The sequence below is a fragment of the uncultured Shimia sp. genome, assembly GCF_947493595.1.
In the GTDB taxonomy this organism is placed as follows: Bacteria; Pseudomonadota; Alphaproteobacteria; order Rhodobacterales; family Rhodobacteraceae; genus Shimia.
This window is the reverse complement of record NZ_CANLRL010000002.1, coordinates 401,957-417,477: the sequence shown is the minus strand read 5'-3', so window position 1 is coordinate 417,477 and position 15,521 is coordinate 401,957. Positions and strand designations below refer to the sequence as shown.

12 protein-coding genes are annotated in these 15,521 nt (G+C 54.9%); 5 read left to right on the top strand and 7 right to left on the bottom strand.

What is annotated here, in order from left to right; translation table 11 throughout:
• The first annotated feature begins 38 nt into the window (after positions 1 to 38).
• Positions 39 to 1,190 carry a molecular chaperone DnaJ gene (gene dnaJ, locus Q0955_RS07550; protein WP_299422435.1) on the top strand — a complete coding sequence of 384 codons (1,152 nt, stop codon included), beginning with the start codon at positions 39 to 41 and terminating at the stop codon, positions 1,188 to 1,190.
• A gap of 144 nt (positions 1,191 to 1,334) precedes the next feature.
• Here the strand turns inward: dnaJ and Q0955_RS07545 are convergent, their stop codons facing one another.
• Positions 1,335 to 1,997 (bottom strand): hypothetical protein, encoded by a 663-nt coding sequence (locus Q0955_RS07545; RefSeq protein WP_299422426.1) that lies wholly within the window; start codon positions 1,995 to 1,997, stop codon positions 1,335 to 1,337.
• Between the two features lie 132 nt (positions 1,998 to 2,129).
• Entirely contained in the window at positions 2,130 to 2,969 is an 840-nt protein-coding gene (locus Q0955_RS07540) for an amino acid ABC transporter substrate-binding protein (RefSeq protein ID WP_299422412.1), read from the bottom strand.
• Positions 2,970 to 3,174: 205 nt separating this feature from the next.
• Between Q0955_RS07540 and radC the strand changes: the two genes are divergently transcribed.
• Positions 3,175 to 3,936 (top strand): DNA repair protein RadC, encoded by a 762-nt coding sequence (radC, locus tag Q0955_RS07535; RefSeq protein ID WP_299422400.1) that lies wholly within the window; start codon positions 3,175 to 3,177, stop codon positions 3,934 to 3,936.
• A gap of 1 nt (position 3,937) precedes the next feature.
• Here the strand turns inward: radC and Q0955_RS07530 are convergent, their stop codons facing one another.
• The 3 genes from Q0955_RS07530 to secA are packed head-to-tail and all read right to left on the bottom strand — an operon-like array spanning position 3,938 to position 9,338.
• Complete coding sequence (locus Q0955_RS07530; protein WP_299422388.1) at positions 3,938 to 5,497, bottom strand: phosphate ABC transporter substrate-binding/OmpA family protein; 1,560 nt, start codon at positions 5,495 to 5,497, stop codon at positions 3,938 to 3,940.
• 21 nt (positions 5,498 to 5,518) lie between these two features.
• Positions 5,519 to 6,673 (bottom strand): translocase, encoded by a 1,155-nt coding sequence (locus Q0955_RS07525; RefSeq protein WP_299422375.1) that lies wholly within the window; start codon positions 6,671 to 6,673, stop codon positions 5,519 to 5,521.
• Positions 6,627 to 9,338 carry a preprotein translocase subunit SecA gene (gene secA / locus Q0955_RS07520; protein ID WP_299422364.1) on the bottom strand — a complete coding sequence of 904 codons (2,712 nt, stop codon included), beginning with the start codon at positions 9,336 to 9,338 and terminating at the stop codon, positions 6,627 to 6,629. Before secA ends, Q0955_RS07525 begins: the two co-directional genes overlap by 47 nt.
• A gap of 170 nt (positions 9,339 to 9,508) precedes the next feature.
• Between secA and Q0955_RS07515 the strand changes: the two genes are divergently transcribed.
• From Q0955_RS07515 to mutT, 3 genes are read left to right on the top strand one after another with little or no spacing between them, the layout of a single operon-like run.
• Positions 9,509 to 10,381: a peptidylprolyl isomerase gene (locus Q0955_RS07515; RefSeq protein WP_299422341.1), complete on the top strand. Its 873-nt coding sequence runs from the start codon at positions 9,509 to 9,511 to the stop codon at positions 10,379 to 10,381.
• The gene (gene argJ, locus Q0955_RS07510; RefSeq protein ID WP_299422330.1) at positions 10,382 to 11,611 is read left to right on the top strand and encodes a bifunctional glutamate N-acetyltransferase/amino-acid acetyltransferase ArgJ; all 1,230 of its coding nucleotides are present in this window, start codon (positions 10,382 to 10,384) and stop codon (positions 11,609 to 11,611) included.
• Positions 11,608 to 12,006 carry an 8-oxo-dGTP diphosphatase MutT gene (gene mutT / locus Q0955_RS07505; RefSeq protein ID WP_299422319.1) on the top strand — a complete coding sequence of 133 codons (399 nt, stop codon included), beginning with the start codon at positions 11,608 to 11,610 and terminating at the stop codon, positions 12,004 to 12,006. The genes argJ and mutT overlap by 4 nt, the downstream gene beginning before the upstream one ends.
• Positions 12,007 to 12,386: 380 nt before the next feature.
• Here mutT and infB read toward each other — a convergent pair whose 3' ends face one another.
• Together infB and Q0955_RS07495 are read right to left on the bottom strand one after the other, a co-directional pair.
• Positions 12,387 to 14,879, bottom strand: a complete 2,493-nt coding sequence (gene infB, locus Q0955_RS07500) for a translation initiation factor IF-2 (RefSeq protein ID WP_299422307.1) — start codon at positions 14,877 to 14,879, stop codon at positions 12,387 to 12,389.
• Positions 14,876 to 15,508: an RNA-binding protein gene (locus Q0955_RS07495; protein ID WP_299422295.1), complete on the bottom strand. Its 633-nt coding sequence runs from the start codon at positions 15,506 to 15,508 to the stop codon at positions 14,876 to 14,878. Before Q0955_RS07495 ends, infB begins: the two co-directional genes overlap by 4 nt.
• Positions 15,509 to 15,521: the final 13 nt, after the last annotated feature.

Here is a 15,521-nt window from a genome sequence, read left to right as displayed (position 1 = left end):
GGATCGGCCCTTTTCAATCCGGCCAAAGGAGTACCCCCATGGCAAAACGTGACTTCTACGAGGTGCTTGGCGTCAGCAAAGGGGCCTCGGCAGACGAAATCAAAAAAGGCTATCGCAAGAAAGCCAAAGAACTACATCCGGACCGTAACAAGGACAATCCGGACGCCGAAGCACAGTTCAAAGAGGCCAATGAGGCCCACGAAATCCTCAAGGACGCAGAGAAAAAAGCGGCCTATGACCGCTTTGGCCACGCCGCCTTTGACGGCAGCATGGGCGGCGGCGGCGGTCAACGCGGCGGTCATCCCGGTGGTGACTTCTCCTCTGCCTTCTCAGACGTGTTTGACGACCTTTTTGGCGACTTCATGGGCGGCGGCGGTCAACGCGGTGGCGGACGCCAACGTGCCTCTCGTGGTGCCGACCTGCGCTACAACCTGCGTGTGACACTCGAAGAGGCTTTTAGCGGCCTGCAAAAGACCATCAACGTGCCCACCTCCGTTGGCTGTGACAGCTGCTCGGGCTCCGGCGCCGAAGGCGGCGCGGAACCGGCCACCTGCCCAACATGCTCCGGCATGGGTAAGGTGCGCGCTCAACAAGGTTTCTTCACGGTGGAGCGCACCTGCCCGACCTGTTCGGGTCTGGGGCAGATCATCAAGAACCCTTGTAAGTCGTGCGGCGGCCAGGGCCGTGTCGAAAAAGACCGCGCCCTGTCTGTGAACATTCCTGCAGGTGTTGAAACCGGCACCCGCATTCGTCTTGCAGGCGAAGGCGAAGCGGGCATGCGTGGCGGCCCCTCTGGCGACCTCTACATCTTCATCGAGGTCAGCCCGCACAAGATCTTTGAGCGCGACGGTGTGAACCTCTACTGCCGCGTGCCGGTATCCATGTCCAGCGCCGCGCTGGGTGGCGACATCGAAGTGCCCACCATCGACGGTGGCCGCTCGCGTGTGAAAATCCCGGCAGGCTCGCAATCCGGCCGTCAGATGCGCCTGCGCTCCAAAGGCATGCCTGCCCTGCGTGGCGGTGGCTCCGGTGACATGATGATCGAACTGGCGGTGGAAACTCCAGTGAACCTGACAAGCCGCCAGAAAGAGCTTCTGCGCGAGTTCGAAGAACTGTCGTCCGACAACAACCCGGAAAGCAGCAGCTTCTTCAGTTCCGTGAAAGGCTTCTGGGACAGCATGAAGGGCTAAATTGCCCATTACCTCTAAAACAAAATCGAGCGCCTCAAGCGAGGCGCTCTTTTTGTTTGTCGCATCTTCTATGTTGGTCGCTTTGTCACAAGAAGACTCACTTCTTCCTATCCAAAACGGCCCTGCTACAGCTCTGAGCGAGCTTCAATTATAATCTGGCTTTCTAATGAAGTATCGGCTGCTTAGGTTTTTCGTGCGCCCGTCTAGCCCTTGGACAGGCATCCAATTTGAGTAGCCATCCATCCAATCCAGAACCTGCCCGACCTGGCCGCTGGTGACCGGATCTCTTGTCACTTCCACGAATGCACTCTTCAGCGTGTAGCCATCTCCGAAGGACTTTGCGATGTCATGCGGGTCTACAAGCGCAATACTGGTTGGATCGTTGACGTCAGTAAACGTCACCAGCGTTGGCAAATCTCCCAATGGTACCTGCCTGGCTTCAAGCCCGACCAAGCCTTCAATCACGCGGTAATACTCTTTTCCGCCAGTCGTTTTTTGCGACAGTAAGTCTCCAAAAGCGCCGTAGATCGGATCGCCATTTATCGGCAACGCAAAGAGAAATTTGCCTTCCCCAAGATCGACAACCGCCGCTTCTCCACCCCACTTCCGGTCTTGGTGTCCCGCGTCGGGCAGTATCTGGGGGTAGAACCAGTGCCGTATCCACACTACCGAACTGCCTTGCCTGTCGCCCTGCGGTGTTTCCACCACCAAAGTCAAACGGCGGCTCCACTCAAAACTGGGATAGGCGATGCGGTAGGCAAACCAACACGCAAAAAAAAATGACGCAAGATCCGACAACAAAAACAACTGGCCACTTCATACCAAAACCCACTCAAACCCGGGAACAAAGGGGCCGCTTCAACCAGCCCCCAGCACCAACCTAACGTTCGTGTACCGCCCATCAATCAAGTGAACGGGCGGCACAGAGAGTTCGATCAATCACTCAACAATCGGCGCCATTGTGAATACCGCGATGTGAATATCCCCCGGTTGCACACCTGGCAGCGTTTGCTGGAAAATCCCCTGCATCGCGCCAACCGCATACATGGCCGACAGCAGCCGGTCGATCAAAAGGCGGAAGTCCGTATCGCCGCGCGCCATCGCCAGCCCGTGCTTCTCCACCGTCAGAAGATTGTTGCTCACCTTGATAGCGTCGCGCTTCGGACTGTTGAGCCACAAGGTTGCCAGAATGGACTGATCGCCAAAATACGCATCGATCTCGCCGTTTTCCATCGCGGTCATGGCCGCGGCGTGGTCGTTAAACCGCACCACCTCGGCAAAGGTTGCGGTTGAGGCCAACGTATTGTTCAGCGCGGTCTCCGTAGTGCTCTCGCGGCGCACCCCAAGTTTCTTTCCCGCCAGATCGGCAAAATTTTCTGATCCAGTGGCTGGCAACATCACCGTGGTGCCATCGGCAAAGGTCGGGATCGAAAAATCCACAATCGCACGGCGGCCCAGCGTGATGGACGACGCGCCACACAACAGGTCAATTTCTCCAGCGGCCACTTTCTCAAACTGGTCCTGCATGCCCACCGGCACAAACTCAACATCAAGGTTGGGAATTTGGAGGGCGGTCAGGATACCCTGCGCCAGCTCTGCACAGACCATCGGCGTGTAGCCAGCAGGGCTGCCGTCTTCGGTCTGAAACGACAGCGGTGCCGCGTCCAACCGGTAGCCAAATTTCAAAGTTCCGGTTTCTTTGATCCGGTCGATGGTCTGCGCCTGCGCGGCACCGGCCAGCAACACACCGGCCAGTAGGGGCATCAAAAATCGTTTCATCATCTATCCTGCCAAACATTCATTTTTGTTGGGAGCACAATCACAGGTTCACAATCACACCACAACCGCGTTTGTGGCTGCAAAGGTTAACGAAATTGGCACCTCCGCAAAACAGTCGCGATACCGACGTGATACCGACGTGCCAAAGCCCCTAATTGCGACTGAGATTAACCTTTGATTTACCTTGTTAGGACAGTGTTAAGACATGTCCAAGGCACGTGACTTTGTCGAAAGGCCGCTCCCGCTTTTTGAAGCGGATGAAGCTCCCATTTTGCCACTGCCATCCGGCAAATTGCCCTCTTATGTCGCCGATCACCGCAAGCGTCTGCGCAGCCGTTTTCTTTCTGGCGGGGCGCAAGCCTTGCCGGATTATGAGCTACTGGAATTGCTTCTCTTCCGCGCCATCCCCCGACAGGATGTGAAACCTCTGGCGCACGAACTTCTTGAAATGTTTGGAGATTTCAACGGCGTCGTGAGCGCTCCTACAGCACGATTGGCTGAGGTCAAAGGGGTCGGCGACGCGGTGATCTGTGAATTAAAAGTGGTTGAAGCCGCTGCCCACCGCCTCGCCCGTACCCGCGTTATGCACCGTCGGGTGCTTTCGGATTGGCAGGCCTTGCTGGACTATTGCCACACCACCATGGCACATCGCGACACGGAACAGTTTAGAGTGTTGTTTTTGGACACAAAAAACACGTTGATTGCGGATGAAGCTCAGGCCCAGGGCACCGTGAATCACGTGCCTGTATATCCTCGCGAAGTCGCCAAACGCGCTCTGGAACTCAACGCCAGTGCCTTGATTTTGGTGCACAATCACCCATCCGGTGACCCAACGCCATCAGAGGCCGACATCACCATGACTCAGCAGATCAACCTGGCCTGCCAGGCCCTATGTCTGACCCTGCATGACCATATTATCATTGGAAAATCTCAGGAACTCAGCTTTCGCAGCCAGGGTTTGTTGTAGGTCACTTGACCCACACCTCCACCCGCCGGTTCACCTGCCGCCCCCAGGCGCTGTCATCACACGCCATCGGCATCGCCTCGCCAAACGCATGCACCTGCAAATCAATCCGCTCCGGGTTCGCGGTTTCCGCCGCCGACAGCACAGCCTCCTTCACCACCTTGGCGCGTTTTTCGGCAATTTGCAGGTTCCCTGTTGCAGGCCCCTCACCGTCCGAAAACCCAACAAAATAAAGGCTTCTCGCATCATACATCCCCGCTTCCAGTGCCCGCGCCAGTTGCTGCACGTTTGAACGTGACTGTGCGTCCAGCTTGGTGGATCCGGTTTGAAACCGGAAAGAAGTCGACAGCCGTTTCATGCCAGACAGAGTGCCCACCATCCCCTGGATCGCCTCCAGCGACACCTCTTTGCCAGAAGACGCAATCGCGTTGGCAAACCGATCTCCTTGGTGATTTATCGAAATCTCTTCCGCCGTCTGATCGACAAACCCCGCGCGCCGAATGACAAGCTGCGCCGAAGGACTCCGCGTGTAGGTCAGGAAGTCCCGCGCCAGCTTGGGAAGCCGCCGCGCCGGAAAATATAGAAACATCGGGGCGTTAAGGGGATAGTCCTCGGTTTTGATCGTCCGCTGCGACGCTGCCAAAGAGTAGCCGCATTGGCCAGTCAACGTCAGGTGTTTGGCATTACCCGTCTCTGCATAAGACGCAATGCCAATCGCAAACGGATCGCGCTCAACAGCACTCACCATCGCTAAGTTCCGCTCGTGACGCACAACCGCTTCGGCCAGGGGCATTTTCGTGGGCTTCATCAACTGATCCTCGGCAGCCTGCGCGAAACCAGATTGCGGCGCCATCAAGTGCAACGTAATCGGTGCGTCTGGCCCACCCAATTCGCTCCAGTTCGAAATTTTTCCTGCAAAAACATAAGCCAACTGATTAAGGGACACCGAGGAAACGGGGTTCCCCGCAGACACCACTGGCACCATACCATCCAAGGCCAACACCCGGCTGCGGTTCGCATCCCCCATATCACCCAAGCCAGCCTCATATCCCAGCTGAGCCTCTCTTGGTCGAATCTCACGCAAAGACATCGCAATGTCCGCTTCATCGGCCAAAAGATCCGCAAACCCCTCATCTGCATTGCTGGCATGAAAATCAAAAGTCGCCAGCCGTTGCTTCGTCTCCGGTTCACTCAGGTGGTATGTGAAACGGTGCACAGACTCACTCTCGCGTGTCACCAGATAGCCTTCACTCAAGGCAAAAGCCTCCAGCAATGCCGGCATCAGCACTTCCGCCATGGTCGAAGATCCAGAGATCGAAACTTCGGCTACATAGTTGATAAGATTGGGACATCCTGGCCCCTCACACCACACACCGGAGCCGTCAACAGTTAGCTCGCCATAGATGGTTTCGACACGATAAAACTCGCCGTCAAACCCAAGCAACGTCCCTGAGATTTCGACTTCGCCATCGTGCGATTTCAAAAACACGTCCTGTGCATGGCCAGAGGACACTCCAACCAAAACAAAAAGTGCGGCGCAAACCGCCGCACGAAACTGCATCATGATGATGTCCTGACCGCCAGCTTAATTTTGCGCAATTGTCAGGTCTTCGACGAGGTTTTTCAACACCAGAAATTCGCCAATTGCCGAGCAGTCCGGCATTTGTAACTCTAGATCATGCTGCCCCTCTACGCGTCCCTGCCGCAAGGTCCAGCTTTGAGCTATTAGACGTTTACCGCAATTGTTTTTGGTCACTTCAGCTTCAACGCTAACCTTAACATCACCAACTTGGGTCGAGAGGCCTGTTGGAAACGTATATATTTCAGCCTGGCCGGAAACTGGCAGCTCCGAATTTCCGAGCGAAACCAAAAAGCCCCCCTTGCCACCAGCCAGAGAGCCAACATCACGCGGTTGCTCTCGCCACACATGACCAGCCTCTCCGTATTGCGCCCCAAACTCCCGTGCGTGAAGTTCCGCGCCTTTGTGGCCACCCCAAGCAATCACCACCCGGTCGTAAAAAGAAAGACTATCCACAACCGTTTTCGTTTGAGCAGTATCGCCGTTTGCAAAAGCCACACTCACATTTGCCTCTTCTTCTAGTGCGGGGATCAAAACCGCCATCGCACCTTCATCTGGCATCAGCATGTGAAAAATCAAATTCGCGTGCTTGAACATAACCACTTCATTGGCATGGCACGGCGCCGAGAGCCGCAAATCGATAAGCGCTCCTGCCGCAGGCTCGGCAGACATGGCAAGCCCACACCCCAAACGAGGTGCGGTCTCTTCTGTTGGCAAAATGGCGACGGGAATATCATCCGCAACAGCGATCAACACTGGCTCCTGCAAAAGCGCCACGCCGTGCCCGTAGTCATTTGGCAGCGATGGCAATGCCATACGGTCAATCCTCTGCGGACCTACAAAGTTGTGAGGAACTGGACCAGGGGCCCTTTCAAAATGACCCTGAGCATTCTCATCGGTAGCCAAAATGGCAGCTTCGGACGTCTGCATTGCAAAACCAATGCACATTGCCACCGCCACAGTGGCAAAGGACATCGCATACCGTCGATAGACATGTTTAAAGGTGGGCATGATTGCTCCCGTGTCTGGATCCTGCTTCCGGGGCAATTTCACAAAGAAAAAGGGCGCCCATAAGGCACCCTTTTGATCTTTGTCTGTCGGATTTTGGCGCTGATTAGGCCAAGCGTCCGTGGCAATGCTTAAACTTTTTACCAGAGCCACATGGACAGTCGGCATTTCTACCAGGATTACCCCAGGTCGATGGATCGCTCTCATCAAACCCCGCCAACGCCTCTCCATTTGGCTCTGAAGACGGTTGCGCCGGCGCGGAACCCGCCTGTGCTTGCGCGATTAGGGCTTGCTGGCGCATCACCATTTCCTGCTGCAACTGTTGCTGCTCTTCCTCGGAGATTGGGCGCACCCGAGACAAAGTTGTTGTCACGTCTTCGCGCAAACTGTCCAACATGCTTTCAAACAGTTGGAACGCTTCGTTTTTGTATTCGTTCAGTGGATCACGCTGTGCATAGCCACGGAACCCCACCACCGAACGCAGGTGTTCCAGTGTCAAAAGGTGCTCGCGCCACTTTGTGTCGATGGTTTGCAGCAGGATTTGCTTTTCAACCATGCGCATAGCTTCCGGACCAAAGTTGGTCGCTTTAGCCGCCATCATCTCGTCTGCGGCGTCCTCCAGGCGTTCGCGAATGCTATCATCATCCACACCTTCTTCTGCCGCCCATTCAATTACAGGCACATCCACACCAAGATGTTCAATAGAAGCTGCGTACAGACCTTCGGTATCCCACTGATCCGCGTAAGTCTTGGGTGGCAAGTGTTGTTCAACCAAGTCGTCAATCACTTCGTGGCGCATATCCTGAACAATCTCAGACAGATCCGCTGCTTCCATAATCTCACGGCGCTGAGAGAAGACCACTTTACGCTGGTCATTCATCACGTCGTCAAACTTCAATAGCTGCTTGCGAATATCAAAGTTTCGACCTTCAACTTTGGCCTGAGCACGCTCAAGTGATTTGTTCACCCACGGGTGCACAATTGCTTCGCCTTCTTTCATACCAAGAGAAGACAGAACTTTATCCAGACGATCAGAGCCGAAAATCCGCATCAGGTCATCTTCCAAGCTCAGGAAGAAGGAAGACCGGCCAGGATCGCCCTGACGACCAGAACGGCCGCGAAGTTGGTTGTCGATTCGGCGGCTTTCATGGCGTTCGGTTGCCAAGACAAACAGGCCACCAGCATCTTTGACAGCTTGCTCATCGTCTTCATGCGCCGCCTCAATCTCCGCACGAATTTTCTCGTGGTCGCCATCGGGGTTGGCGGCGATGGCTTCCAACACTTTGAATTCGACGTTGCCACCAAGTTTAATGTCAGTCCCACGGCCAGCCATGTTGGTAGCAATGGTTACGGCGCCCAACTTACCGGCATCCGCAACAATCTGTGCCTCCTGCTCGTGCTGCCGTGCGTTCAAAACGCTGTGTTTAACACCCGCTTTTTCAAGCATGCCCGACAGGAACTCGGATTTTTCAATTGAAGTCGTACCGACAAGGATCGGCTGGCCCTTTTCGTTGGCCACTTTGATCGTATCAACAATTGCATCAAACTTCTCACGCGCAGTTCGGTACACGGCGTCATCTTCATCCAAGCGCGCCACACCACGGTTGGTTGGAACCTCAACGACACCCAAACCATAAATCTCTTGGAACTCTTCTGCTTCAGTGGCCGCCGTACCGGTCATGCCACCAAGTTTGTCGTAAAGACGGAAGTAGTTTTGGAAAGTCACCTGCGCCAGCGTCACGTTTTCAGGCTGAATGTCACACGCCTCTTTGGCTTCAATTGCCTGATGCAGACCTTCGGACAGACGACGACCAGCCATCATACGGCCCGTAAACTCATCAATCAGAACAACTTGTCCGTCTCGAACAATATAGTCTTTGTCTTTGATAAAAAGCTTATGAGCGCGCAGACCCTGGTTCACGTGATGCACGATGGACGTGCTCTCCGGGTCATAAAGGCTCTGACCTTCCGGCAGCAAACCGCGTGCGTGAAGATGTTCTTCGAGGAATTCGTTGCCATCGTCAGTGAAGGTCACGTTCTTGGATTTTTCGTCAAGCGTATAGTGATCATCCCGCAATTCCGGGATCAGCTTGTCAATCGCGTTGTACATGTCCGAGCGGTCCTGAGACGGCCCGGAGATAATCAGAGGTGTCCGGGCTTCATCGATCAGAATGCTGTCGACCTCATCCACAATTGCGTAGTGATGTTTACGCTGCGACATGTCGGCCAACTCGCCTTTCATGTTGTCGCGCAAGTAGTCAAAGCCCAATTCGTTGTTGGTAGCATAAGTCACGTCGCAGGCGTAAGCCGCGCGCTTTTCGTCCTCTGGCTGCTGAGGATACACAACACCGGTGGTCATGCCCAAAGCGCCAAATACATTGCTCATCCACTCAGCGTCACGCTTGGCCAGGTAGTCGTTCACGGTCACAACATGAACGCCCTTGCCGGTCAAGGCGTTCAGATACGCTGGGAAAGTTGCCACAAGGGTTTTACCCTCGCCAGTCTTCATCTCTGAGATATTGCCCTGATGGAGAAAAATGCCCCCCATCAACTGAACATCAAAAGCCCGTAGCCCCAATGCTCGCTTGGCGGCTTCGCGACAGTTGGCAAAGGCTTCCGGCAAAAGAGTATCCAGGAGCTCACCACCTTTTGCACGATCGGACAACTCTTTGGTTTTGTCCTTGATGCCTTCGTCGGTCAGCTTCTCGAACTCAGCTTCCAACGCATTGATCTTTTCAACGATCGGACGTGTCGCCTTGACCTTACGATCATTAGGCGTGCCAAAAACTTTTTTGGCGATTTTTCCGAAACCGAGCATATAACTTGTCCTTCGTTGACGCTTGTTGCGTGGCTACTTCTTGCTGTCCCGGCTCTGTGCTCCTAGAAACGGGGAAACAGCCTGTTTGCCTTGACCATAAAGCGATGTAAGGGGCGTCAGGAACAGTGTCAACGCCGCCAACCCGCGCGGCACAAGCCAAGGACAAAACGATGTCAAAACACCTCAACTTCTTGCATGCCGGCGTGATCGCATTCTGTGGCGCTTTGCCTGCCGTTGCTCAGGAAACGCCATCGCTTGACACCGTCGTGGCATCTGTAAACGGAGAAGTCATCACGCTTGGCGAAATGATCTCGGTCCGCGCAGGTTTGCCTGAGCAATATCAATCAATTCCAAGTGACGTGCTATTTGGCAGTATCCTAGACCAACTGGTACAACAAACTGCGCTGGCGCAAAGTTTGGGCGATGCCATACCCCAACGGGTCGAGATCGCTTTGAGCAACGAACGTCGCACGCTGCTAGCCGCTGAGGCACTCGAAGCCTTTGTGTTGCAAAACGAATTGAGCGAAGACGAATTGCGCGCTGCTTATGATGACAAATACCAAGGTTTTGTTGGAGAAGACGAATACAACGCGAGCCACATTCTCGTTGCGACAGAGGAAGAAGCGCAGGCGATCCGCAAGGAGCTAACCGACGGCGCCGATTTCGCCGAAACAGCAATGGCCAAATCCACCGGCCCGTCCGGTGCGTCAGGCGGTAGTCTAGGGTGGTTTGGCACCGGGCAAATGGTTAAGCCGTTTGAGGAATCTGTGATGGGCCTTGCAGTAGGAGAAATTTCTCAACCCGTGCAAACACAATTTGGCTGGCACCTGATCCTTCTGAATGACGCTCGCAAATCTCTCGCACCATCGTTTGAAGATGCTCGCTCGGAGATCGAAAATGACGCACAGCGACGCGCGGTGGAAGCCTTTATCGCAACCACAGCCACAGAGGCAGATGTTGACCGCTCAGGCGCCGACGCCGTCGATCCCAACGTGTTGGGGCAAATCCAGTTGCTGAGCCCAAATTCAGGGCAGGATCAGTAAATGGCAAAGATCGAACATATTTCGCCGCTTGCGCCCGAGCACTTTCCTGACCTTCCGGTCATCAAGGGTGCCTCCTTCTCCGCCCTAGAGGCAGGCATTAAATACAGTGGACGCAAAGACGTCATGCTGGCCGTTTTGCAACCTGGTAGCACCATCGCAGGCGTGTTTACCAAGTCTGCAACGCGATCTGCCGCGGTGCTGGATTGTCAGGCCAAGATTGGTTCAGATGAGCCCTCAGGAGCGGCCATTCTGGTCAATGCCGGCAATGCAAATGCCTTTACTGGAAGTAACGGCGAAAGCTCGGTTCGCGCCGTCACGCAGGCTGTTTCCGCTAGCACCGGTTTACCCGAGAGCCGGGTTTTCACCTCCTCAACAGGTGTGATTGGGGAGCCTCTTCCTCACAGCCGGATCACCACCAAATTGGAAGAGTTGCGCGGCGCATTGTCGGAAGACAATATCGAAGATGCTGCAGAGGCCATTCGAACCACTGATACTTTTGCCAAAGGGGCGTGTAAGTCCATCAAGGTCGGGGATAAATCGGTCAACATTGCCGGAATCGCCAAGGGTTCCGGCATGATCGCGCCTGACATGGCAACAATGCTGGTCTATATTTTCACCGACGCCAAGATCAGCCGGGCGGAGCTTCAAACTCTGGTTTCCGAGCTCAATGAAGTCACTTTCAATGCCATCACCGTTGATAGCGATACCTCTACGTCCGACACACTTCTTGTGGCGGCGACAGGTGCCTCAGAAGTGGAGTTGTCCAGCTACTCTGTAGAGTTCAAACATGCGCTTCACGAAGTGATGCGCGATTTGGCCCATCAAGTTGTGCGTGATGGCGAGGGCGCAACAAAGTTTGTCGAAGTCAAAGTAACAGGTGCCCAGACCTCAACCGACGCACGCATCCACGCCTCCGCCATTGCGAATTCCCCGCTCGTCAAAACCGCAATCGCAGGCGAAGACCCAAACTGGGGACGCGTGATAATGGCCATTGGCAAGTCAGGTGCAGCCGCGGATCGCGATCTCTTGAGCATTCGATTTGGCGACCTCTTGGTGGCCGAAAACGGGTGGGTGTCTCCTACTTATAAAGAGGAAGATGGCTCCGACTACATGAAACAACAGAACATTGTTGTGCACGTCGATTTGGGCCTGGGGGACGCTGAAGACACCATGTGGACCTGTGACTTGACCCACGGCTACATCACCATCAATGCGGATTATCGCTCGTGAAAACTGTTTTGGTGGCCGCTGTCGCACTTATCGACGTCGATGGGCGCATCTTGCTCGCTCAAAGACCCGAAGGCAAATCCATGGCTGGACTGTGGGAGTTTCCTGGGGGGAAGATCGAAGCCGGTGAGACCCCCGAGGTGGCTTTGGTACGTGAACTCAAGGAAGAGTTGGGCATCGACACGTGGGAAAGTTGCCTAGCGCCTCTGACCTTTGCATCGCACAGTTACGACGACTTCCACCTACTCATGCCGCTCTTTGCGTGCCGCAAATGGAACGGCATCCCATCTGCACAAGAGGGGCAGACCTTAGCTTGGGTAAAGGCCAAAGATCTGCGCAACTACGAAATGCCACCTGCAGATATTCCGCTGATTCCGATCCTCAGGGATTGGCTCTAAGGGTACAAGATGTGCATCTGGCCGTCTTTTGGGCGACATTTTGTGGCAGTTTGGGAAACCGAAACCTTTCTTAAGGAAAGATTGTGTCCTAATATGAAACCTATGTAACGGGCCATGTGCACGAAATGTTAACCAATTTACTGTTTCTTCGATGTCAATCAAATGGGGATTTTTGACATGCTTAAGACGATCACAGTTGGAAGTTGTGTTTCTATTCAGGGTCAGGTGATCAAAAACCTACCTGATGGCCGGGTTTCGATCCGCGTAGGAGACACGGTGTACTCTGGGAAGCCGATCTCCTAAGAGCCAAGACAATCTAAAGAAAAAGGCCGCCTCTCTCGAAGGCGGCCTTTTTCTTGGCTTGTCGCGCAGACGCTGGATTAATCCAGCGTCCTTGTCACTTCTTCACGTTCGAAGATTTCGATGACGTCACCAGCGCGCACATCGTCATAGTTCTCAAATGCCATACCGCATTCTTGACCAGACTGAACTTCCGCGACTTCATCTTTGAAGCGCTTCAGCGTCTTGAGCGTGCCTTCGTGGATAACCACGTTGTCACGCAGCAGTCGTACACCCGCCGAACGGCGTGCCACGCCTTCGGTGACAATACAGCCAGCCACTTTGCCAACTCCGGTCACCTTGAAGACTTCTTTGATCGCTGCATAGCCAATGAAGTTTTCGCGAATTTCTGCAGACAGCAAGCCAGAAGCCGCCGCTTTCACATCATCCACCAGGTCATAGATCACCGAATAGTAGCGGATCTCAACGCCCTTTTGGTTGGCTGTGTTACGTGCGGACGTGTTTGCCCGAACATTGAAGCCCATGATCGGAGCACCGGACGCTTCGGCCAACCCAACATCGGTTTCTGTAATCGCGCCAACTCCGGAGTGCAGTACCCGCACACGAACTTCGTTGTTGCCGATTTTCTCCATCGCCTGAACGATCGCTTCAGCGGAACCTTGCACGTCAGCCTTAACGAGAATTGGCAGCTCTGCCACATTCTCATCTTCTTTGGCCTTCTGCATCAGCTGCTCAAGCGTTGTGGCTGCACCAGCCGCCGCACGTTTGTCCTTCGCAGCTTGCTCACGGTATTCAGCAATTTCACGCGCTTGCGCTTCGGTCTCTGTGACGTTCAGAACGTCGCCCGCTTCCGGTGTACCATTCAGACCAAGCACCTCTACTGGCACCGATGGACCAGCTTCTTTGACGCGCTCACCTTTGTCGTTAATCAGCGCACGTACTTTACCGTACTGCTCACCGACAACAAAGATATCGCCCTGACGCAATGTGCCTTTCTGAACCAGAACAGTAGCAACTGGACCACGGCCAACATCAAGTTGAGCTTCAATCACCGCACCCTGTGCAGCGCGATCCGGGTTGGCTTTGAGTTCCAGAATCTCCGCCTGCAGCGCGATCGCTTCCAGCAACTGATCCAGACCCTGCCCAGTGTGCGCGGAAACTTCCACGTCTTGCACTTCACCGGACATCGCTTCCACAATCACTTCGTGTTGCAACAGCTCTGCGCGAACCTTGTTCGGATCAGCCGCAGGGCGGTCGATCTTGTTGATTGCCACGATCATTGGCACTTCGGCGGCTTTTGCGTGTGCAATCGCTTCGACAGTTTGCGGCATGACAGAGTCGTCTGCTGCAACAACCAAAACCACAATGTCTGTTACCTGAGCACCGCGAGATCGCATCGACGTAAACGCCGCGTGACCCGGTGTATCGAGGAACGATAGCGTCACATCTTCGTCGGTTTGTACCTGATACGCACCGATGTGCTGTGTGATTCCGCCGGCTTCACCGGACACCACTTTGGCATCCCGGATGGCATCCAGCAGAGAGGTTTTACCGTGATCAACGTGGCCCATGATGGTGATAACAGGAGGACGCGGCTGCATTGCGCCGTCATCGTCTTCCACATCGGAAATCACGTCTTCAACGTCGGCATCGGAAACACGTACAACGTTATGGCCAAATTCCTGAATGATGAGTTCCGCAGTATCTGCATCAAGCGTTTGGTTTTGCGTCACCATCATGCCCATGTTCATCAACGCTTTCACAACGTCAGCAACACGTTCTGCCATACGGTTCGCCAGCTCGGAAACCACGATGGCTTCTGGCAGCTGAACGTCACGAATAACCTTTTCACGTTCAACCTGGCCACCCATGGCTTTTTGACGCGCACGCTCTTGCTTACGCTTCATCGCCGCCATGGAACGGTGACGGTTGTTCTCACCACCAGTTGCCTGGCCCAATGTCAGCTTGCCGGATCGACGTCCGTCATCACGGCCTTTGCCACGACCACGCTGGTCGCGCTCACGGTCAGCCTTGCGCGGTGTTTGCGCTGGCGCAGGTTTGCCAGTTGGCGCCCCACGACCTTGTGGCGCAGAAGAAGGCGCAGGCGCAGCAGCTTCCGCCGCGGCACGCTTGGCAGCAGCATCAGCAGCTTCTTTCTTCTTACGCTCTTCGTCCTCTGCCTTTTTGCGGGCGCGTTCTTCCGCTTCACGCTGCTCGCGTTCTTTGGCCTCAGCCTCCAACCGGCGGCGTTCGCGGGCTTCAGCGCGGGCTTTTTCTTCAGCCTCACGCTTCGCTGCATCCTCGGCTTCGCGCGCTTTGGCGGCCTGAAGCGCCTTCAGGCGGCGTTCCATTTCCGCGTCGGAAATTCCAGACGGACGCCGAGAGGGGTCGCCACCAGCTCTTGGAGATCCGCCACCAGTTTTGGCCGCGCCGGGCTTAGGCACCACAACGCGCTTACGCTTGGTTTCCACCACGACATTTTTCTTACGTCCATGGCTGAAGCTCTGCGTTACATTGCCGGGGCGGTTGCCGCCGCGCAGACCCAAGGTTTTTTTACCGTCGTTATCGCTCATCTGGCTGTCTTGTCCTTCCCGGAGGCCGCTGCCACCGTTTCTTCGCGTACGCCTTTTAATCTTAGGGCTTCCTCTACAACACGTTTTGTGAGTCCGCCAGACGCAAGCGCTCCATGTATCACAGTTTGTCGCCCAAATGCCAAACCCAATTCAGCAGATGAGAGCCAATCTATGTGGTGACCTCCATTTGGAGGCCTTAGTTTCGATTTGCCGCGCTCTGAACCATCGCTGGCCTGCAGCAGGACTTTGGCTTCGCCTTTGACTAACCAGTCCTTTACTTTTTCGTACCCTGTCACCGCCGAGCCGGATTTGCGTGCCAAGCTGATCAACTCAACCGTCCGGCGCCCCAACTGACGGGTCACTTCCTCCACCAAGTCATCAGGCACAATCACCTGCTGTTTGGCAGAACGGGCAAAGACACCCTTTTTGGAAGCCTTTGCCAAAATCTCCGCCGACGCCGTCACCCACATGCCCCGTCCGGGCAACTTGCCAGTGACATCCGGCACAACCTGCGCATCCGGCCCAACGACGAACCGCAATAGCCCTTCTTTTGGCGCCACAGCGCCAGTGACAATGCACTTACGCTCTGGCGTTTCACCCTTTTTGCCGGGACGGCCACCGCGACTCATCTCACGCCCACTG

Bases quoted from the DNA above. Each gene is read 5' to 3' on its own strand.
- dnaJ (WP_299422435.1), top strand. From the start codon at position 39: ATGGCAAAACGTGACTTCTACGAGGTGCTTGGCGTCAGCAAAGGGGCC.
- Q0955_RS07540 (WP_299422412.1), bottom strand. From the start codon at position 2,969: ATGAAACGATTTTTGATGCCCCTACTGGCCGGTGTGTTGCTGGCCGGT.
- radC (WP_299422400.1), top strand. From the start codon at position 3,175: ATGTCCAAGGCACGTGACTTTGTCGAAAGGCCGCTCCCGCTTTTTGAA.
- Q0955_RS07530 (WP_299422388.1), bottom strand. From the start codon at position 5,497: ATGATGCAGTTTCGTGCGGCGGTTTGCGCCGCACTTTTTGTTTTGGTT.
- secA (WP_299422364.1), bottom strand. From the start codon at position 9,338: ATGCTCGGTTTCGGAAAAATCGCCAAAAAAGTTTTTGGCACGCCTAAT.
- Q0955_RS07515 (WP_299422341.1), top strand. From the start codon at position 9,509: ATGTCAAAACACCTCAACTTCTTGCATGCCGGCGTGATCGCATTCTGT.
- argJ (WP_299422330.1), top strand. From the start codon at position 10,382: ATGGCAAAGATCGAACATATTTCGCCGCTTGCGCCCGAGCACTTTCCT.
- infB (WP_299422307.1), bottom strand. From the start codon at position 14,879: ATGAGCGATAACGACGGTAAAAAAACCTTGGGTCTGCGCGGCGGCAAC.
- Q0955_RS07495 (WP_299422295.1), bottom strand. From the start codon at position 15,508: ATGAGTCGCGGTGGCCGTCCCGGCAAAAAGGGTGAAACGCCAGAGCGT.